The organism is Chitinophaga sp. H8 (assembly GCF_040567655.1).
Lineage (GTDB): Bacteria > Bacteroidota > Bacteroidia > Chitinophagales > Chitinophagaceae > Chitinophaga > Chitinophaga defluvii.
On record NZ_JBEXAC010000001.1, the window covers coordinates 1,861,491 to 1,882,840 of the forward strand.

Here is a 21,350-nt window from a genome sequence, read left to right on the forward strand (position 1 = left end):
ATGGATAATCCATATCGTATTTTAGGAAAGGCGTTGCTGGGTAGTTATATGTTGTGCAGTACTTTTTTAGTACACGCACAAACTATTCGTGTAAGCGGCAGTGTTGCCGGGAAACCGGATGGTACAAAAGTATATCTCTATGCCGACAGCAGTATGCGTAAAGCATTAGATAGTAGTATACTTACGGCTGGCAGGTTTGATTATTCGGCGGTACCTTCCGGTAGTATTTATAAAGTTAGGGTGGCAAAGTCGTATCAGGATGCATTGTTTATAACAGAAGGAGTTCCGGTAGAAATCAGTATTGATGGCAAGGCAATGACGGTGAAGGGAGGGCCGCTGCAACAACGGCTGGAGGAATATGAACAATTATCTCTCCGGCATCAGGCCGAATGGCAAAGGGTAAATCCTTTACTGGAGGCGGCTGGAGATGACCTCAAAAAGAAAGAAGCCTTACTACCGGTAACCAATAAAATCTTCATCCAACAGCTGGAAGATAATCTGCAACAAGTAAAAGCGAATGCCGGTAACCTGCTGGGGGGCTATATTGCGGGCCGGAATGCCTACGCCTGGAGATTGGAAGACCTGGACACTTTAATTCCCTGGTTAAAAACTGGGCATACCCCCGCTTATTATCTGGACCCCCTGCTTAGAAAACAAGCAGAACTAAAGGCTACTGTGATAACAGGATTACCGGCTGCTGATTTTACTTTGAAAACACCAGCTGGTAAGCAAATTAACCTGTTCAGGGAATTGGCACAGCATAAGTATGTGCTCATTGATTTCTGGGCTTCCTGGTGCGCACCTTGCCGTGCGGGCAACAAAGAATTAAAGCCGGTTTATGACCGTTTTCGTAAAAAAGGATTTGAGATTATCTCTATCTCTTTTGATACTGATCCTGCAAAATGGAAGAAAGCATTGCAGGAAGATGGCATTCCCTGGAAACAGGTGATCCTGCCGGAGAATTTCAAAAGTGAACTGGCTGCTTATTATAAAGTATCGTCTTTACCTACAACTTTCCTGATAGACAACACCCAGCAAGTCATCGATCAGAAAATGACGCATGAACAACTGGAAACATTCCTGGAAGCAAGCCTTAAATAAGGTTTGCTTCCTGTATGTAAAATGATGACAGCTAAGAGGAGAAGAGATTAAACATGCAAATAGGGGTTTACTTTATGCAAACCATCCATAGATATCTGCTAATTGTAATGCCTGTTTGTCGGGGCCGGTAATATCCCGGGTTATTTTTCCTTCCTGCATATGGAGCAGCCGGTTGCCATAGTGTTGCGCATCTTTAAGATTATGGGTGATAAAAATAGCGGTAAGCCGGTATTGATCTATGAGCTTTTGGGCAGTGGTCATCACTACCGCTGCACTCCTCGGGTCCAGTGCAGCAGTAGGTTCATCCAATAATAACACTTCAGTATGGTCCATTACACTCATCACCAATGTGAGTGCCTGCCGTTGGCCACCGGAGAGTGTACCCATCGGCTGCAGGAGTTTGTTTTCCAATCCCATACCTAACTCTGCAATTTTATCCCGGACTGTATTTTTGAATTTGTCGTTAATACCAATGCGTAATTTTTTACTGCTGGTGCGCAATGCTGCCAGCCGGAAATTATCCAATATCGTAAGATCAGGTGCCGTGCCGCTTAATGGGTTTTGAAATACCCGGGCTATCCATTGGCTTCTTTTATAATCAGGTACATGGGTGACATTTCGTCCATTAATGTGAATCTGCCCCTGTGTGGGGAATTCCGCCCCTGCAATAATATTGAATAGGGTGGTTTTACCAGAGCCATTGGCGCCAATGATAACCACAAAATCCTGATCAGCTACGGTAAGGGATATATTCTGCAGTGCACTTACCTGGTTTGCAGTACCCTTATTAAAGGTTTTATCTAACTGTTGTAATGCGATCATGCCGTTCTTTTCAGCTTTAAAGCAGGAATAGCTACTATGGCCAGTACAAAAATGGCCGTAACCAGTTTAAGTAAATTAGGATCTACACCGATGGATAACGTAAACGCCAGTACCAGCTGAAAAAGAATGCTCCCCAGCATTACTGCTGCCAGTTGCAGCCATAGCCGGTTCACCTTCAGTAATGAGATCAGGGCATCGCCTATCAATACTGCGCCTAATCCTACAATCACAATGCCTATGCCCATATTGATATCTGTAAACCCCTGGTATTGACTCATCAGAAAACCACTCAGTGCTGTCAAGGCATTGGCAATAGATAAGCCGATGATTTTCATGCGGTTTACATTGATACCAGAAGCTTTGCTCATAGTAGGGCTATTACCGGTAGCCCGCATAGCAATACCAAAGTCTGTCTTTAAGATATAGCCTATAACTATTGCTATGACGCCTGCAAATACCACGCATATCAGCAGATCAGTAACCGTGCTTTGCGGAAGCCAGTTGAAAATACCAGCTATATCCAGCAGGGGAAGATTGGATCTGCCCAATAGGGTAAGATTAATAGAATAAAGGCCTGTCATCACCAATATGCCTGCCAGCAGGGCATCAATCTTAAACCGGGTATGAATAATGCCGGTAAGTGCTCCGGCAATGGCTCCCGCGAGTATGACCACGGGAATGGTCAGTGCTACCGGCCAGTGAAGGGTAAGAACAATGGCTGTTACCACTGCGCCAAGCGTATAGCTGCCATCCGTTGTAATATCCGGGATCCTGAATATTTTCATGGAAATAAAAATGCCTAATGCCATCAGCGAAAGACATAATCCTGATATCAGTGCCGTGAGATAAAATGTCATTATTGAACAGGTTCAAAATTAGCAGGAACAGAGATGTTGAATTGTCGGGCAGCCGTTGGGTTATATACCCGTTTACGGACTTGTACCATTTGCCAGGTCATCCCGGCGGCAGATTTTTGTTTTAAGAACTGCGCTGCCTGTTCTCCTGCCTGGTACCCCCATTGGTAAATATCGGCTCCATAGGCAGCTACTGCTCCCCTGGTAACTAGTCCGGCTTCACTGGTAAATACAGGTACCTTGGCTTCATTACAGGCCTTGATGATGGTTTCAAAGGAGGCAAATACGGTATTATCTGGGTTTGCAAAGAAAGCGTCAATACCCTTATTCAACAGGGAGCGGGTAACAAGCTGTACATCAGCAGAAGTATTTACCGGCAGGGATATCATATTGATATGCAGTTTGTCAGCCAGTGCTTTGATCCGGTCAAGCGCTTCGGTCGACTGTGGTTCCGACTGGTTATAGATCATACCTACGGTTAAAACATCTTTCTTCGGCTTTACCAGCTGAGGAATCAGGGCAAAAGAGGTATCTATATATTCCAGGTTTTCACCTACACCCAGTAAATTGGCAGGTGCTTTTCCCTGGGCATCTATTACTTTCATCAGCTGAGGCTCAGGAGCCACCATCATAAATACCGGTATTTCATGCGTGTTCTGTATAGCCGTGATCGTTGACAAAGAAGGGCTGGATGCAATCAGGTCTACCTTTTCCGCAATAAAATATTTCACGATCTGGGTGAGGGTAGGGATATTGCCCTGTGCATTCCGGTATATAATTTCTACGGTATGATCTTTTTCACTAAAGCCATTTTTTTGCAGGGCAGCAATAAAGCCTGTCTTAGCCTGTGCTATGGTATTGTCTTCAAAAGCGTCCACAAAGCCAATCACAGGTACGCCTTTCTTTTTATCTGCACCACTCTGGCAGCTGCATGCTGCTATTAGAATAAGTAACCAGCCATATGCTCTCATGTGATTCATTTTGGGTAAAATTAAATCATTTTTGTCCCATTTTTAAGCTGTTTTGTCACATTTCAATGATCTGGCCCTCAGGGAATAGTATCATTGTGTTCAAATCCATGCCATGAATAAATTGACAAAAATAGAAGGATGGGTAGCAACGGGAATCTTTCTGTTGATCCTGTTTCCTTTAATATCAGAAGGAGTTACCCACGATGTGTTTTCATTACAGCGCTGGTACGGAAACAATTTTGCTGCACATCATCAGGTATTCGACTACTATATTAATTATCTGTTGCCCAGGCTCGCTAATGTGACCGTTGTTTATGGGGCATTTATGTTCCTGAATACCTTTATTGTGCCCCGCTTTATTGATCAGCATCGGTATGCAGAAGGTTTGCTGTTGTGTATTCCGGTCGCAGGTGTTGTGTTTTTAGTGATGCTGGTTGCCTACTCCTACCAGGATGCCTGGCTATATGGGCTCTATGATACCATTAAGGGAGCACATATGCATATGGCCAAGGCTGCATTCAATAATACCATATTTTACTGCATTATCTATATTACTTATTATTTAGTGAGGCGTTTGTATCTGCTACAGATACATGGCAGGTTGATCAGCAGTCCTCAAACAATTTATTTGCTGAAAGAAATCGGGTTGGTGGTGGCCGTCTGGTGTTTACTGCTAGTGGTGACTATCGGCCAGGAGTTGTGGTTCCTGCAGCGTATCCTATTGTGGGTAGTGCCTTTTTATGTGATTATATATTTTCTATGGCACTATTGGCTATTACCCCGCTATGATAAACACAAAAACAAAAATACCCTGTACTGGCAAACGTTTCTGGTGTCTGTATTATTGGGTCTTGTATTCCTGAAATTATTCACGATGGGGCGATGGATGGGGCCGGAAAGAGTGGCCATTTTTGTGGCGATGGCAGCTACCATAGAATTGCTGGTAGTATTGCCATTGGGCTGGTGGCGGCATTACAGAATCAAGTCGCGTGCTGCTATGGTACGTCATTTACGTGCAGAGCTGGGGCAGTCAACAGCCAATCTGGACTTTCTGCGCTCCCAGATCAATCCGCACTTTCTTTTTAATGCACTTAATACGCTTTATGGTACCTCCTTGCAGGAAAATGCACCTCGTACCAGTGAAGGGATTCAACAGTTAGGCGATATCATGCGTTTTATGCTGCATGAAAATAACCGGGACAAAATCCCCTTGAGCAAGGAAGTCGCTTACCTGCATAATTATATTTCCCTGCAGCGGCTGCGTATACAAACATCTCCTGATATACAGATCGATATTGATATCGCTGCCTATGATGGCGGCCTGGAAATAGCTCCTATGCTATTGATCCCTTTTATTGAAAATGCATTTAAGTATGGTATCAGCCTGCGGAATAAATCCAGAATCTCTGTATCATTTTATTGTGAGGCCGGGAAAATCTATTTTGATGTGTCAAATACTATTCATCCAAAGCCAGAGGGAGATACCGAACCCGAAAGAACAGGTATAGGCCTGGAAAATGTAAAACAACGGCTTTCCCTGTTATATCCGGGCAGGCATGAATTAACGATCCGTCAGTCTGCTTCTGAATTTTTTGTACACCTGACCATAGATACTGATAGCCCAAATGTATAAGATGAAACAACAAGTGCCAGCACCAGCAGTAGATAATACGAGCCGCTTTTTATGGTGGATGGCTGCTGCCGATACCCAAACACTGAAAGATTGCCGTGCCGACCGGGAGCGGTACCGCATTATTGGTACTGCCGTATTGATCACCTGGATGTTTGCGACCCTATCCTGGGGCTACTTTTTTTCAACCGTAGTGGAAGATGATTTATTAGTAGGTCTGCTGGCGCTTTTCTTTGGATTCGCCATATTGTCCATTGACAGAAGTCTTATTGCTGCCATGACCAGAAAGCATGGCCGACAGGCCATAGCACCTGCGGTATTCAGAATGTTGCTGGCCATCACCATTGGATTATTCATTTCACAACCTGTCGTATTAATGCTGTTTAAGAAAGACATTCAGGCACAGATGGCTATCAACAAACAGACAAAAATGGACGCATTCAAAGCACAGCTGGCTGCCTCATCAGCAGATCTTAAAATGGCATTGGAGCAGCAACAAACCTTTTTACAGAATGAGTTGAAAAAACAGCAGACACAAGTGAAGGCATATAAGGATGGTTATATTCAGGAAACAGATGGTACTGGCGGTTCCGGGAAGATAGGGGCGTCTGAAATTGCCAGGATAAAAAAGAATGAGTATCTGAAAGCAGAAGGAGAATGGCTGGCATTGGAAGGAAAAATACAGCCACAGCTGGAAGAGTTGTCCACCCGGTTAAAACAACTGGCGGATCAAAATCAGCAAAAGGAAAAAGCGTATGCTGCCACCCTTACGGATGGATTTCTGACACAGGTAACAGCATTAAATGACCTGATGACCCAAAACAATGCCCTGAGATTACGGTATCGCCTGGTGGTATTTATCATTACGCTTATTGAGATTTTACCACTGCTGAGTAAACTGCTGATGCCTAAAGGGGAGTATGAGGAGATGGTAGCCTGTAATGTGGCAGCGGATGTAGCTGCCTGCCAGCTTAATATGGAACATACCATGTGGTTGCAGGAGTATTTTCATGAAACGGCAGCACAGCAGGATAAAGAACTGGTAGATCGCATTTTTAGTATGACAGCGGATATGCGGCAGCAGCAGGCTGGAGAAGTAGTGAAAAGCTGGAATGAAACAAACGGCAAGCAGTACCAGACTTTATGGAATAATGCCCGGAAATCGCTCTTCATTCATAAAGTCTGAAGCCAGGCAATTATGATTATATTTAACCGTTCAAATCATCCACCTGTATGATGACTGCCATTGGTATAGATGATGAGCCGGTAGCTCTGGAAGTAATAAAAGCCCATGCGGCTAAAGTACCTTTTATGGAATTGAAAGGGTTATTTACCAATGCTTTCCAGGCGCTGGATTATTTAAGGAAAGAAAAAGTAGATGTCCTGTTCCTGGATATAAAAATGCCCGATGTGACAGGTATAGAATTACTCAAAAGTTTGCCGGATCCTCCTCTGGTAGTTTTTACAACCGCTTATTCAGAACACGCTGTTCACAGTTTTGAACTGGATGCTATAGACTATCTTTTAAAGCCTTTCTCGCTGGCAAGGTTTCTGAAAGCCTGTAATAAAGTACATGCTTATTTACAATTGAAACAGGAAAAAATACCTGTGAATATACCGGAATTTATCTTTATTAAAAGCGGATATGATCAGATACGGATATTGCTCAATGAGATCCTCTATCTGGAAAGCGCGGGAAACTATGTTAATTTTATACTAAAAGACCGTAAGCTGCTTTCCCGTCTTTCAATGAATGAAGCCAGCCAATTATTACCAGAAAGCCTTTTTACCCGTATCCATCGTTCTTTTATTGTATCAAACCAACAGATAAGCAAGATTGACCGTACGTCCGTATGGATCGGGAACGTGCAGGTACCAGTAGGGTCAGCTTATGCAGAGGAAGTAGGGAAAATATGGCAGGGGCCTGCCTGAGTAGTTATATGTGATATATTCCTTATATTGCAATGGGATGATTACCTGGAAAGATATTCATGCTGCAATAAATGAGGTATAGGGGGGAAGCCCTAATATTCCGTCTTATACTAAAGGATTGTATTTGCCTATGACTGATGTACTGTGTATAAAGCGGTTTACGTTATTGCTCTTTCTTGCCTTTACCTATTCTATTTGTATATCTGCACAGCAACAAACGATCAGTGGTAGTGTAAAAGATGCGCAAACAGGGGAATACCTTCCATTTGCCAATGTATACTTTAAAGGTACCAGCCATGGCGTAAGAACAAATGAAGACGGACAGTTCAGTCTTACACTGCACAGTCTGCCAGGAGATAGCCTTACTGCATCTGTGATGGGATATAATATGATGGTAATGAGGCTGAACCGTCAGGCTGCAAGACAAACAGTGAATTTTGAACTGGAAAGAGGCATACGTATTAAAGAGTTTGTTGTGAATGCAGGGATAAACCCCGCCTTGATCATCTTGCGTAAAGTGATCCAGCGTAAGCCTGTAAATGACATGCATGCGCTGGATAACTATTCATTGAAGGCATATAATAAGGTAGAAATAGACCTGAAACATATTCAGGAACGCCACTTACAGCGCAACAGGTTATTAAAACCTTTTGCTTTTATTGCGAAGAATATTGACAGTACCTCAGAAGACAAACCCTTTTTACCTATTTTTCTTACAGAATCACTGTCTTCTTTTTATTACCAGCAATCTCCTTCCCGCCAGAAAGAGGTCATTCATGCCCAGCAAACCTCCGGTATTAAGACCGATGCCATACAGCAATACCTGGGTAGTATGTATCAGAAACTGAATATATACGATAACTACATTCAGTTGTTCAGCAAACAGTTTGTAAGCCCTATCAGTAATAGCGGAACATTTTACTACCACTATAAAATGTTGGATACCCAATATATCCGGGGTAAAAAGTGTTACCTCATCAGCTTTGTGCCCCGGAGGCCTGAAGAGCTCGTATTTAAAGGGGAATTCTGGGTGCATGATTCCACGTTTGCGATACAAAAAATGTCGTTGTATGCGGATAAGGATGCGAATATCAACTTCATTAATAAAGTATCAGTGGTACAGGAGTTTGCCCCTTTAAATGACTCTGCATGGTTTATTATAAAAGATATCCTGGTAGCTGATTTTACAGTACTTGGTAAGAAATCTGTAAATGTTATCGGCCGGCGTAGTTTGTTGTATGACAGCATCCGGGTAAACCGGCCTGAGGTAACGGCTTACTTTAATAATAACGGTAACCCCGATGCGGTGGAAGTAGCTTTATACAACGCCTCAACTGCCCGTAGCTTTTGGGATAGCATCAGGCCGGTATCCCTTAGTAAAAATGAACGGGCTATTTATGCCATGGTGGATACGTTACAACAATTACCATTGTTTAAAACGTATACCAATACGCTTAAATTTGTATTTACAGGGAAAAAGGAATTTGGTCCGATTGAGATAGGGCCGGTATATCGGATGATCAGTATGAACCAGTTGGAAAAACAACGGGTGCGTATTGATCTCGGAACTACGCCGAGATTTAATCCTATGCTTCGTTTAAGAGGACATCTGGCGTATGGTGTGGCTGATCAGGAATTAAAAGGGCACGTTTCTGCATTATGGATACTCAGCAGGTACCCCCGCAAAGCCTTGTATGCTTCCTACACACATGAACTGGACAATGGCGGAATTAGCCGGGGAGAACATGAGGAAATAGGTACGGATAATGTGTTTACCCTTTTATTACGGAAGCCAGGCATTAAGCAGAAGTTTATTCTGTTGGATGAGAAGAGGGCAGACTACTTTACTGAATGGAGAAATGGGTTCTCTATCCATATTAAAGGAGTAAACCAGGCATTTTATCCCTATGCACCATTGCCGGCAGTGGATAGCATAGTTAAAGGAAGAATAACCGGACAGTCTAACAATATTACTACTGAACTTGGTATAAAACTTCGTTATGCTCCCGGCGAAAAATTCTTGCAGGGAAGGTTTGACCGTATCAGCCTGGGTAGCAAATACCCGGCTTTAACATTAGAATATGATGCAGGTATCAAAGGTGTCTTAGGGAGTAGCTACCACTATCATAAACTGGAAGCAACGATAGCTGGCAAACATGTGAAGATTGCTCCTCTGGGCAAGCTGACTTATGAAGTTTATGCTGGTAAAATATTTAATCCATTGCCTTATTTCCTGCTGGAGAATCATCCTGGTAATGAAATCTATTATTACAGCGGGCGGGCATTTAACATGATGAATCGCTTTGAATTTATCAGTGATGAATACGCCGGATTTAATCTGGAGCATCACCTGGAAGGTGGTCTGTTTAATTACATCCCGCTACTTAAAAAAATGAAACTACGACAGTTTTGGACAGCCAAGGGGGTAATAGGTAGCCTGTCGCCCGAAAATACAGCTATGAATATGCATACCAGCTATCGGTTCCGGACGCTGGAGGCACATCCTTATATTGAAGTGGGTACAGGTATAGACAATATTTTAAGGTTTTTCCGGGTAGATTTTGTGTGGAGGCTGGCCCCCAAGCCTCTGCCTCAGGAAGCTTATCATCGCCGTTTTGGTATATTTGGAAGCTTCCGGCTTAATTTTTAATCTGGCTTAGTTCAGGTCATCATAATACAAATAGTAAGTGTGCTGATAAAGCCCGCCTACAATACCTAATCCATTTAGAGTATTTCCTTTTAGTTGAATAGCCTGGAAAAGACTGTTTAGTCCAGGATTACGTACTACTTTCTCATAAGTAAGGAGGAAGTCATAGTAAGCTTTTGAAGTAGAACGTACGTATACAATGATCCTTCCTTTGGGAATAAGCTCATCATCGGGTACGGCATTAATAGCCGCAGCATTGAGATACAGGTCTGTACTTAGTACAGGACTATTTTGTGTAAACAGGATACGGTTGAAATTTTCGTTCAATCCTCCTATCTGGTTATTATCTGCATTCATATCCTGGGTATAGCAGGGGATGCGTAAATAGTCGTCCAGGCAGATAGTATCTTTACGCAGGAGTACACCGGATAGTGTTTTAACCCGGTTGTAGTTTTCAGGATCATCTCTTTTGCTGAATTTGTTTCCATTGTACAGCGCAGTGGAGTCTGCATAACAAGCCTGCTTGAGTGCTTCGAGTACGATGAATTGTTTGCCTCCCGGTGCATTGGCCCGTATTTTAAAATGAAACTTTAATGCAGCCCTGCCATTGAGTACGGTTCTGATCGTGTCTGTGAGTGCTGCATCAAAAGCGGTGGGGATGTAGGTACGGGCATAGGTTGTTTTCATATCGGGTACAGCTGCCTGTAATTTGTATTGTTGCCCTGCCTGTAATAAGGTAGTTCCTCTGTAGGTCCCCATCAGGCCATCTGCACTTGCATCATAGGTAAGTGTTTCAATGGTCTGTTCATTACCATTCATCAAGGTTACCACTGCATTCCTTACAGGTTCAAACTCGTTGTTGGTACCTGTTGTTACTGGCTTACTTCTGCCCACACGCACTAATGATTGTTCGCCCGCTATCAGCTCGCAGTACAGTACATTCTCCGGTTTGGCATTATTGGGGGGCAGTGGTGTTTCCTGCTGGCAGCTACAGAAAAGGACACTTAATGTAAACAGGAAGCGAAATGGTATCAATATGTTTATAGTGTTGGGCATGGTTAAAACTTAAAAGTATAGCTTAAATAAGGTAATGCTCTGAAAATACTGTATTGATACAGGCTCAGTGCATATTCACTATTGAAGTTCAACAGGGAAAACTGATCATAACTTACTATGAATGGATTTCGGCGGTTATAAACATTGTATATGCCGGCACTGATAATATGCTGATAGGGTTTATTGGTTCCCAGGTAGATGGTAGTACCGAGATCTAAATGATGTACCGGCTTTAACCTGAAATTATTAATGCTGGTAATGTACTGTAAATAGTTAGGGAGGTAGCTTCTGAAAGGAGAATACCTTTCATCGAGATAACCGCCAATATTCCGTGCCTGATCAAAGTCGGGATATATTTGCTGTGGTAATGTGAAAGGTGCGCCGCTGGCATATTTCCAGGAAGCTGATACATTCCACCGGGGAGTAACCTTATATTTAAGTGCCAAAGAAAGATTATGCCGGCGGTCATCTTTATAGGGATAAATGAGCCCTCCGTTTAGTTTATCAAACTGGCGAAAAGCCCAGGAGAGGGTATAGGAGATAATGCCTGTAAAGCGCCCTTTCATTTTCTCCAGCGAGAGTTCGGTACCGTAATTATACCCGTTTCCCGTTACCACTTTTTTCTCCCACAGGTCAGAATTATCAAAAATATTTAAGACGGTATTTGTGGTAACAATGTCTTTCATTTGTTTGAAGTAGATATTACCTCCGAAGTTGTAAGTGTTAGACCATTGTTTCTGGTAGCTTATGCTATAGGAAAAAGCATGTTCCGGTTTGATATTATCTGTACTGGGTACCCAAAGGTCCGTAGGCAGGTTAATAATAGGGGTGGTGAGCAGGTGGATGAACTGTGTCATTTTGCTAAAGCTGGCTTGCAGGTATTGTCCTTTTTGCATATTCCACCGGAATAATAACCGTGGCTGGAGAGATGTATATAATGAGTTTTCCTGAGCCAGGCCCGCAAAGTGTGCTCCCAATTGCAGGGTTATTTTATTTTCCAATAAGTTTAATTCATCTTCCAGATAAGTATTAAACTCCGACATGTAATACTTAGGGGCATTGCGATGAATAGGCTCACTGCTATGCACGTTTGTTTTATAGGCGGTAGGAGCAAAATTGTGATAGATATAACCTGCTCCAAAAGACAGCCGGTGGGTGCTGTTGAGTGCATATTCTGTTTCATTCCGGATGCTCAGGTCCTGGATTCTGGAAATACCTTTGCCGGTTACAAAAATGGAATCATTGAATGGCAGTGGCACTACAGACGTTTGATAAAACTTATTAAAAAAACGGCCATAAGTAAAATAGGTATGCGAAAACAAACGCGGATTGAATACAGTTGCCCATTTTAATGAGCCGGTAATATTACTCCAGGCAAAAGAATAGTTGTCAAAAAGGGGAAGTACAGGGTTGTCGCTGTTTACTACTAATTTATCCTGCCCGGTGTAAAAGCTGAGATACACCCTGTTTTTTTTATTGATCACCTGGTTCAGCTTAAAATTAATATCATACAGGTAGTAGTTGCCATATTTCCTTAGTTCCCTGCTACGGTAAAGCGCGTCTACGAGGGAGCGCCTTACGGATAATTGAACGGCACTTTTTTGTTTTTTGATGGGGCCTTCCACCAATATATTAGCTGCCAGCGGGCTGATGGTAGTTTTACCATGCCATTCCAGCATATTGCCGTCTTTGGTACGGATATCGACTACGGATGACAGGCGTCCTCCATATCGTGCAGGGAACCCATCTCTGTAAAACTGCACATCTTTCAAGGCGTCTCCGTTGAAGATAGAAAACAACCCGAACAGATGGCCGGTGTGGTATAGCGGTACACCATCCAGGAGGTAAAGGTTTTGATCAGCAGAGCCACCTCTGATGAGGAGGTTACTGCTGCTTTCCAGTGAGCTGCCGGTGCCGGGATATAACTGCAGGCTTTTCAATACATCTTTCTCCCCTAATAGTGCGGGGAAGTTGTCGAGGTAACTCACTGGCATGCTCAGGTGTCCGGGCTGAATGATAACAGAATCTCCGGCGCCTTTTACTACTACTGTTTGCAGCAGGTTTCGGGTTTCCAGGAAGATATCCTGTTCGCGGGAATTGTCAGACAGGCGGTGTATAATGGCTTCATAGCCAATATGCGAAAAAACGAGCTGCCGGCAGGTATCCGGTATTAACAGGCTGTAGAAGCCATAAGCATTGGTAGTGGTCCCTTTCCTGGATACCGGATCATAAACTGAAACTCCGATGATCGCTTCATTACTGCCAGCTTCCTTTACAAATCCACTAATAGTATGGTAAGCAGGTGCCTCCACATTTTTTAATAATAATAACTTGCCATTTATTTCTGTCATCCCAATGCCGGTTTCTCTTAAAACGGTGGCCAGGGCATCGCCAACTGTATGTTCTATGCCTGTTAATACCACCTTATTACTAAGTGGCAGATAAGTAGAGCTGTAAGTAATAGGGATGCCGGTTTTTTGCTGTATATCCTGCAGAAAGAACAGAATGGTACCGTGGGTACGGGAAGGGGAATAAGCTTTTAACAGCAGGCTGGTAGGGGTGGTTTGGGCAATTGAGCTGGTAGTGCTGAAAAAGCAGAGATTAAAAAATGTAAAGTACAATAGCCACTGAAAGTAGCAGCTATTGCCCCACAATAATAGTATCCCCTTCCTGCCGGTATGTGAATCCGAGCAATAATTGCAATTCGTGCATAGCTTCCGCACAGGACTGGCCTTCAAAGCGGGCAGTAGCTTTAAGTGTTGTGGTGGTTTGTTGATATGCGTTTTCAACCTTGATTACTTTACCATAAAACCCTGCCACCTGTGTTAAAATTTCGGACAGGGGCTGGTCATTGAACTGCAATATACCAGTTTTCCACGCCAGGTAGTTAATATCATTGTTAGGTTGTTGCCATATTTTTCCAGGTTGATTCATCCCTTTTTCTCCACTGAGCAATATCAGCGAGCCGGAATTGTTACCACCTGATAATTTTACTTTACCATTAGATACTACTACTGTGGTACTGGTATCGCTGGTATGTACAGTAAAGGCAGTACCTAAAACTTCGATAACAGAATGATCCGGAGTTTCTATCAGAAAAGGTTTGTCCGGATCGGGGGTTACCTCAAAGTAAGCCTGTCCCTTCAAACGTACGGTACGGTGTTGTGCATTGAAGCCGGGTAAATAGGTGATGCTGGCTCCCTGTCTTAGTGTAATCAGGGAATGGTCTTCCAGTTCCAGGCTTTTCACCTTTCCTTCATTTGCAGCAATTACCTGGGGAATATTACTGGTGCGGGCAGATTTAAACCACCATAATGTGCCTGCAACCACTATGGCGACAGCAGCAGCGGTCAATCCTTTCAGGATAAGTGAACGCCTGTTTTTTACGGGTACTAATACAGGTTGGGTGCCTTGCAAGCGGTTATCTACCTTATTCCAGGCAGCCGTTGTGTTATAAGACCTGGGAGGGGTAGCAGCAGGTTTGATATCCTGCCATAGTTGTTGAATTTGCTGGTATTCTTCCCTGTTGGCAGGCGACTCGTCCAGCCATTGCTGCAGGAGGCGTGCTTCCTCAGGACTGCATGCTGAAGCTAGTGCTTTGGCAATCAGATCATGTATGTGACTGTTATCTGAATTCATGGTTGTGCTCTCTGTCTTGATAACGCATGCATTGCGCTTTGCCCTCTATCAATAATATAACATTTTTATGAGTAAAAGCAGGCCTGTGGGAAAACCACAAGCTTTCAGGTACTTACGCAACAGCTTTAATGCCCTCCCCATGTAGTTTTCCACGGTTTTGACGGAAAGCCCTAATTGGGCTGCTGTTTGCTGCTGGCTCATCCCTTTGAGCTTGCAACAGGTAAATACTTCCCGGCATTGCGGTGGCAAACTGGCAATGGCTTCATATAAAAACTGTTCATAATAAGGTGTCAATTCCTCCTTTGAAAAAGCATCCGGGGCTGTTTCAATGGGAAGGGTATAACTGATCGCCTTGGTAGCAGTGGCAGTAGTATTGATTTTCCGTAATGCCGAGATGGAGTTGTTACGTACTGCGCGGAACAGATATGCATTTATGCTAGGGATGTTGATCATTTCGGGATGCTTTTCCCATAGTTTAATAAATGTTTCCTGTACCACATCTTCTGCTGCCGCGTCATCCATCAGAAAGGAATAAGCATAATTACACAATTCGCCATAGAGCGATTGGAAAAGGTCTTTGAACTGTTGGTAGGAAGCACTCCCTGTCATAGTTGATTCCCGCTGATAAATGATCAGGCTATAAATAATTGGCCACTAAAGTAGGATATTTTTACACGATCTCCGCGTCATTTGCCAAGGGAGGTACAGAACAGGGTATAAAGTGTAAAATCCCGGGAGCACGCTCCCGGGATTCAGATTAATAAGTTATTTAAGGTTCAGATCATCCACACCTGCGATTTCCGTAGATATTTCTCCCAGCCAGCCACCTTCAGCTCTCATGCCGGTATATACTTTGATAAAATCAACCCCTTTTAATTTAACAGGATTACCGGCAGCATCTACCGCCCAGTCGATTTTAATTTTAGCGCGGTCATCGCCGTTGCCCCAGTTATCAGCATAACCAAAAGCAAATGCAGGGCTTACAAAGTAAGAGCCGGTACCTGACAGGTCCGTTACGTTATCTTCTGTGAGCTTGGTGCCTGTGAATGTGATACTGTCACCTTTCCATTGCGGATAATAGCTTTGGTTGTGGAAGGAATTCTTGGACAGATATCCTGATTTACCCTGGTTGTCTTTCCATTTGATATAAGTGGTATCGGTCAGGTAAGGGTATTTGTTATTGGGTGTTTTTATTTTATTTTCATCAGGTTTATAGTAGGTGATCTTATAGTTTTTTACCGTTTTAGGGTGATTGTATTCAGAACCTGCAATTTCAAACCATTCATCATCCGGCAGGCCGTTACCATTGGCATCATAGGATACCATGATAATACCAGGTTCTGACCAGTTGTTGAAGGCATTTCCTTTTACAAGGAAACTGTTTTCACCAGGCGTATTTACGATGGTATGATCAAACCCCATTACTACATAACCGCCAAAGCCACCAAGATGAACCAGGGAATTATCTTTCAGGGCATTTTCAGCTTTAGCATTCAAGGCTTCCTGATCTTCGCCGGTAACCCAGGCAGGTAAGGTATTTACAAACTGGCCGGGAGCTGGAAGGTATTCAAATACTTTGGCTACTCCATTGGTATATTGCTTGTCTTTAATAGTAACCACTATTTCCTGTTGTCCGGTACCAATACCGTTTTTAGCAGAAAATTTAAGCAGGTATGAGCCTGGCTTGGCGAACACGTGCAGTAACTCTTGGGTTTTAGAAAGTGTGTCTGTTCCAAGTGTCCAGGAATAGGCAGCACCCTCATCATATTTTACAGTGGCAGCTATCTTTATCCATTTCATTTTGTCGAACACAAAGCCTCCTATGGGTGTGGTAATGTTTACTTCAGGAGCAGTAGATTTTAACTGAATACTTTTACCATCACTGAAGATAAAGGTCATCAGCTCATTGGCTTTTACAATAGCCATAATAGAGGTAACGCCTGCTTTGACTGTAGTATTGGTTTTTACGCCGGTATCGGTACCATCTATAGCCCAGTTGCCATTTTCACCAATGCTTAGCTGGGGTTGGTCTCCCTGCGCTGGTACTTTACTGTCGATACCATCAATCAGCCAGTTGCCATTGGCACCTACTGTGATAAAAGCAGGGGAGTTCCCTACATTCAATTTGGTGCCATCACTGAGGGTGATGATGTACTTGTCGCCTGTGGTTTCATAACTGGTGATGTATAACCGGCTGTTTAATGCATTCAGCAACGTTTCATACTTGGCCAGCTGTTCTTTGATCAGGTTGATGTCGTCTTTCAGGCCATTAATGTCATCTTTGTAACATCCTGTAAACAGGAGCATGGCAGCACATGCGCATTGTAAAATTTTCTTCTTCATGTTTATTAGTTATTGATAGTTAGTATTGGAATGATTGTTTGATTATTCTTCTCCAAGAACAAATGCAAAGTGTGCCGGAATATCACCGGTAGTAACAGACCATTTCTGTTTCCCATCTTTAGTGAAGCTGTATAATGTACCAGGCGCTGTAAAGCCCTTGGCATCCGTCAGGAATATTTCTCTTGTGATGGGGTTTACGGCTATGCCATAGGGCATTTTGATCTTATCGGTGGTGCCATCAGTAATATAGTTTTTACCGATCACTGTTTCCTGTTTTACATCTACCATATTATAGGAGATGGTCCACTTGAAGGTGTTGTAATTAAATTCAGACCCGTATATATATGCGGTGTCGCCTACGATGCAAAGGTTGCTGGCTGCAATGTCGAATTGTTTTTTTACCAGGTCTGTTTTAGTGTCTATTAAAAACAACCTGGAGGGTACTTCCTGGTAATCGCCGCGGGAGGTAACATATATATCGCCGTATTGATCTGCTTTTAGCCGGTGGAGGTTAATGGCAACATCGATCTTTTTAATTTCCTTAAAAGTATTCAGGTCTATGACAGAAACGGTACTATCATAATTAGGAACACGATAACCGCCTGAATTGGCGACATACAACTTTCCGTTGATAATTGCCATTTCTTCCGGCTGGTACCCCACTTCTACTTTGCGGGTTATCTGCAGGGTGGCGGTATCTACTTCCACAACAATGCCGATAGGTGCTTTGGTATCAATTTTTACAGGACCGGCGTAAGCGGAGATATATGCTTTGCCTTTATGAAATGTTACATACCGGCAATTAAGTACGGAAATCTCTCCCAGATGTTTGGCGGTGGCAACATCCAATACATCTACTTTGTTGGATACATTGATCACTGCAAATAGTTTGTTGCCGTATATCTGAATATCATTGCCTACGTCTCCCATTTCCTTTACTACGTTGGGATTGGCTTCGGCGTAGATATTCTTTTTATAATTGCCGGTGAGATAATCATAATAATCCAGGGTAGCCTTATTACTTCCCATGTTACCTTCATTCAGCAGGTAAAAACCTTTTACCACTGTTTTATGTACGGGAGTGTCTACGGGAGTTACCACCGGAGGAATGACCGGCTCTTCCTGCCGGCATGCAGTAAGCAGCATATTACCTGATAAACAGATAAGGAGGAGGTACTTAATGGATGTTGTTCTTGTCATCATATTTTAGGTATTTCAGTATTTATGTTTAAATATTAACTGCCAGGGTAAACTTGTAATTCCTGCCTGGCATTGGATAGCTTAAAACCACGTCATAATATTGGTTGAACACATTATTGACCTGTGCAGTAATCTTACATCCCACCTGCTTAAACTGTAGTGATCTGGCCACAGAGATATCACTGGTATACCAAGGTTGCAGGTGGTTCTCGGGTATATTGGCTTTGCCGTTGTAGCGTTCTCCATTGTACAACAGGCTGTAGTTGAGATCCCAGTTTTTATAGCTGGTATTCGCTGCCAGGGATCCACTATGCCAGGGAATGTATACGATCTGATGACGATAGTAGAAATCTTCCGGATCTGTAAAGTCCTGGGCTTTCTGATAGGTATAGGAGAGCCGGGTATTGAGCCGTACCTTATTTTGCCATTGCCAGGCTGCCTGGGCCTTTACATCTATTCCCCTGATCTGCACAAATCCCAGATTCATCATAGTCCACCGGAATTGGCTGGCTGCCGGCATGGCTACAATCTTTTCCGTTATTTCATTATAATAAACATCTGTTTCCAGATTGATGTGCTGCAGGGCTTTATGCTCAAATACCCTGGTATAGGTAGCGCCTAAGTTATATTGTGTAGCAAATTCCGGCTGGAGATTAGAGTTGCCGAGGTCTGTGTAATAGAGATCGTTAAAAGTGGGCATCCGGAAGATCCGCTTATAGAATGCCCTTATATTAAAGGCAGGCGACAGGAATGGCTGCCAGGAAATAAATACCGCAGGGGTAAATTCCTGCCGGGGAGGGGCTACATATTTCACCTTCACGGTTTCATTCACAATAGTAGCCAGAACACTGGCCTGGGCTTTGAAGCGGGAAAAATGTATGGCAGAGGCCGCAGCAACTAAAGTGGTATACCGTACCGGATATTGAAATTCAGGAAGGTCGGCATCCAGTTTATTCCATTGGAAGTCGCCGGAAAGGCTGATATCCCAGAATGAGGTGAGTGCATATTGATTAGCTGCGGAGAAGTAAAATTCTTTTTGACGGTAATGATTGTCGACCTGTAATGCTGCGGTATCGGGAGCTACATAGCGGGTATAGTCGTCTGCATACTTGGCATTTAACAACAAGCTGTATTTTTTACTGACATCCTTACGGAAAGAGGATTGTATAAAGAGGTTTTCATCCCATTGTCTGTCTATATGGCCAAAAACACCTTTAACCACAAACCCGGGTAGGCCACGTTCTGCATTATAGTAGTAAACCTTAGTACTCCATTCGCCCTTGTCTATTATTCCGTTTAGTCCTCCTTCCAGTCTGAAGGCATTTACATCTCCGTTTTTTCTGATAGCGGTGGTATCGTATCCATTTTTCTTTTTGTACCTGAACTTATACCGGCCATGTGCCTGCGTCCATTCCGCACTAATGGTGCTGTTAATACGCCTGTTTACTTTTTGCTGCCATAACAGAGAGGGGTTGATCAACCCAAAGGAGCCTGTTTTAAAGGTGGCCCGCAGGTGCGTATGTTCCCCTTCGGTAAACCGGGGTTTAAGAGAAGTTAAATAGATGGATCCTGCAGAGCCATAGTCTTTGGCAGGCTGGAAGATGGTGCTTTTCTGGCCGTTATACAGGGCTATCTGTTCCATATTATCCAGGGAAAATTTCCCCAGGTCAATCTGTCCGTTTTGCGCATTGCCCAATTGTATGCCGTCATAAAAAACACCCAGATGGTTGGTGCCCATACTGCGCACATCTACTGTTTTTAAGCCACCTATACCGCCATAGTCCTTTATCTGAACGCCTGAGAAAAACCGCACAGCATCTGCTACGGAATGGCTGTTCAGCCTTTCCAGCTCTTTCCCTTCGAGTGTTTGTGCCGGTATTATTTCCTGAGCTGGACGCAGCCCCTTTACGGCAATTTCTTTCAGCTGTTTAATGGTGAGGCTATCCTTTTCCTGCGCGCAAACAGGCAGCACAAAACATACAAGTAAGCAAGCAAAGCCATATAGCTTTGCTACCCTTGAACGCATGCATTCATTGGTACACATATAAAACCTGTTTGATGTTACATCAAAATGGCTTTCGTAATTCGGGAAAATAATCGGAAAAAATGCTCAGGCAGCCTTAGCCGGCAGATCATTTAATTTCCAAGCTTCATTCCACGAAAGCTTAAAAACGATATTGCACGGCAGGTCTTCTGACTTATCTCTGTTTCTGGCGACCTTCCCATTGAAATCAACAGTGGTCATCTGGTATTGCCATAACATTAGCGAGACTTACAGCAGCGGGACTGTCCGGGATTTGCACCCGAGTTCCCTTTTAATCATTGAAGTCCGGAGCGGACAGCAATGAACCAATGCGGGGCAAAGGTAGGATTATTTAACTTAATTAGACAAGTTGATCATAATGGCTTGATAATTTAAGGAGGGAGCAGCCCGGCCTAACCGCTATGGTAAGTCCGGTTATCCCTGATGGTTAATTTATTATCTTTGCCCGATGGGTACACAAACTTTTTCGGAAGAGAACTATTTGAAAGCCATTTATCATCTGTGTGGCAAAGAAGAAGGGAAAGCCAGTGCTACTGGCATTGCAGAAGTGCTGGGGAATAACCCTGCATCTGTGATTGATATGCTTAAAAAGCTCACAGAAAAAAAGCTTATTCAGTACGATAAGAAAAAAGGCGCCCGCCTTTCCGAAAAAGGACAAAAAGCCGCCTTGCTGGTGATCCGTAAGCACCGCTTATGGGAAGTATTCCTGCAGGAAAAATTAGGCTATACCTGGGACGAAGTGCATGACATTGCAGAGCAACTGGAACATATTCATCATGAAGACCTGGCCGATCGCCTGGATAAATTCCTGGACTATCCTAAATACGATCCGCATGGCGACCCTATTCCCAAATCAGACGGACAAATACCTGCTGCTTCCAAAACAACCCTGATAGAAATAGAAGCTGGTAAAACCTGCCAGGTAGTAGGGGTAAGAGATACTTCCACCGCATTTTTGCAATACCTGCAACAGTTAAAAGTAGCCATTGGCACCAACATCACATTGATGGAGAAGATCGCATTTGATAATTCTGTGATCATAAAAATTGGAAAGGGGACTGCTACTACGGTATCCCAGAAGTTTGCAGAAAGTGTGCTGGTAATTTAAATA

General features: G+C 43.4%; 16 protein-coding genes and 1 riboswitch. Of the genes, 6 read left to right on the top strand and 10 right to left on the bottom strand.

From position 1 onward, the window contains the following. Positions 1–1,101: a thioredoxin-like domain-containing protein gene (locus tag ABR189_RS07015; RefSeq protein ID WP_354659751.1), complete on the top strand. Its 1,101-nt coding sequence runs from the start codon at positions 1–3 to the stop codon at positions 1,099–1,101. 72 nt (positions 1,102–1,173) lie between these two features. Here the strand turns inward: ABR189_RS07015 and ABR189_RS07020 are convergent, their stop codons facing one another. From ABR189_RS07020 to ABR189_RS07030, 3 genes are read right to left on the bottom strand one after another with little or no spacing between them, the layout of a single operon-like run. Then, the gene (locus tag ABR189_RS07020) at positions 1,174–1,923 is read right to left on the bottom strand and encodes an ABC transporter ATP-binding protein (RefSeq protein WP_354659752.1); all 750 of its coding nucleotides are present in this window, start codon (positions 1,921–1,923) and stop codon (positions 1,174–1,176) included. After that, positions 1,920–2,780, bottom strand: a complete 861-nt coding sequence (locus tag ABR189_RS07025; RefSeq protein ID WP_354659753.1) for an ABC transporter permease — start codon at positions 2,778–2,780, stop codon at positions 1,920–1,922. The genes ABR189_RS07020 and ABR189_RS07025 overlap by 4 nt, the downstream gene beginning before the upstream one ends. Continuing rightward, a complete protein-coding gene (locus tag ABR189_RS07030) occupies positions 2,780–3,757 on the bottom strand; it encodes an ABC transporter substrate-binding protein (protein ID WP_354659754.1) in 978 nt (325 codons plus the stop codon). The genes ABR189_RS07025 and ABR189_RS07030 overlap by 1 nt, the downstream gene beginning before the upstream one ends. 103 nt (positions 3,758–3,860) lie before the next feature. Between ABR189_RS07030 and ABR189_RS07035 the strand changes: the two genes are divergently transcribed. The 4 genes from ABR189_RS07035 (at position 3,861) to ABR189_RS07050 (ending at position 9,960) form a co-directional block, all read left to right on the top strand. After that, on the top strand, positions 3,861–5,381 hold the full coding sequence (locus tag ABR189_RS07035; RefSeq protein WP_354659755.1) for a sensor histidine kinase: 1,521 nt from the start codon (positions 3,861–3,863) through the stop codon (positions 5,379–5,381). A gap of 1 nt (position 5,382) precedes the next feature. Further along, complete coding sequence (locus ABR189_RS07040) at positions 5,383–6,564, top strand: DUF4407 domain-containing protein (protein WP_354659756.1); 1,182 nt, start codon at positions 5,383–5,385, stop codon at positions 6,562–6,564. A gap of 47 nt (positions 6,565–6,611) precedes the next feature. After that, positions 6,612–7,310, top strand: a complete 699-nt coding sequence (locus ABR189_RS07045) for a LytR/AlgR family response regulator transcription factor (RefSeq protein WP_354659757.1) — start codon at positions 6,612–6,614, stop codon at positions 7,308–7,310. 130 nt (positions 7,311–7,440) lie between these two features. Next, positions 7,441–9,960, top strand: a complete 2,520-nt coding sequence (locus ABR189_RS07050) for a DUF5686 and carboxypeptidase-like regulatory domain-containing protein (RefSeq protein WP_354659758.1) — start codon at positions 7,441–7,443, stop codon at positions 9,958–9,960. A 6-nt stretch (positions 9,961–9,966) separates the two neighbouring features. On the opposite strand, the gene ABR189_RS07055 is transcribed toward ABR189_RS07050, so the two are convergent. The 7 genes from ABR189_RS07055 to ABR189_RS07085 form a co-directional block, all read right to left on the bottom strand. Next, the gene (locus ABR189_RS07055; protein WP_354659759.1) at positions 9,967–11,013 is read right to left on the bottom strand and encodes a DUF4249 family protein; all 1,047 of its coding nucleotides are present in this window, start codon (positions 11,011–11,013) and stop codon (positions 9,967–9,969) included. Between the two features lie 2 nt (positions 11,014–11,015). Next, positions 11,016–13,634 carry a TonB-dependent receptor gene (locus ABR189_RS07060; RefSeq protein ID WP_354659760.1) on the bottom strand — a complete coding sequence of 873 codons (2,619 nt, stop codon included), beginning with the start codon at positions 13,632–13,634 and terminating at the stop codon, positions 11,016–11,018. 19 nt (positions 13,635–13,653) lie between these two features. Continuing rightward, positions 13,654–14,652, bottom strand: coding sequence for a FecR domain-containing protein (locus tag ABR189_RS07065; RefSeq protein ID WP_354659761.1), 999 nt, complete (start codon positions 14,650–14,652; stop codon positions 13,654–13,656). Positions 14,653–14,700: 48 nt separating this feature from the next. After that, positions 14,701–15,261, bottom strand: coding sequence for an RNA polymerase sigma-70 factor (locus ABR189_RS07070; protein ID WP_354659762.1), 561 nt, complete (start codon positions 15,259–15,261; stop codon positions 14,701–14,703). Positions 15,262–15,417: 156 nt separating this feature from the next. Next, positions 15,418–16,995: a PKD domain-containing protein gene (locus ABR189_RS07075; protein ID WP_354659763.1), complete on the bottom strand. Its 1,578-nt coding sequence runs from the start codon at positions 16,993–16,995 to the stop codon at positions 15,418–15,420. A gap of 42 nt (positions 16,996–17,037) precedes the next feature. After that, complete coding sequence (locus tag ABR189_RS07080; RefSeq protein ID WP_354659764.1) at positions 17,038–18,198, bottom strand: YncE family protein; 1,161 nt, start codon at positions 18,196–18,198, stop codon at positions 17,038–17,040. A gap of 25 nt (positions 18,199–18,223) precedes the next feature. Next, positions 18,224–20,239, bottom strand: a complete 2,016-nt coding sequence (locus tag ABR189_RS07085; protein WP_354659765.1) for a TonB-dependent receptor — start codon at positions 20,237–20,239, stop codon at positions 18,224–18,226. 122 nt (positions 20,240–20,361) lie between these two features. Then, a riboswitch (cobalamin riboswitch) is annotated at positions 20,362–20,564 on the bottom strand. Positions 20,565–20,687: 123 nt separating this feature from the next. Between ABR189_RS07085 and ABR189_RS07090 the strand changes: the two genes are divergently transcribed. Beyond that, positions 20,688–21,347 (top strand): metal-dependent transcriptional regulator, encoded by a 660-nt coding sequence (locus ABR189_RS07090; protein WP_354659766.1) that lies wholly within the window; start codon positions 20,688–20,690, stop codon positions 21,345–21,347. Positions 21,348–21,350 lie beyond the last annotated feature (3 nt).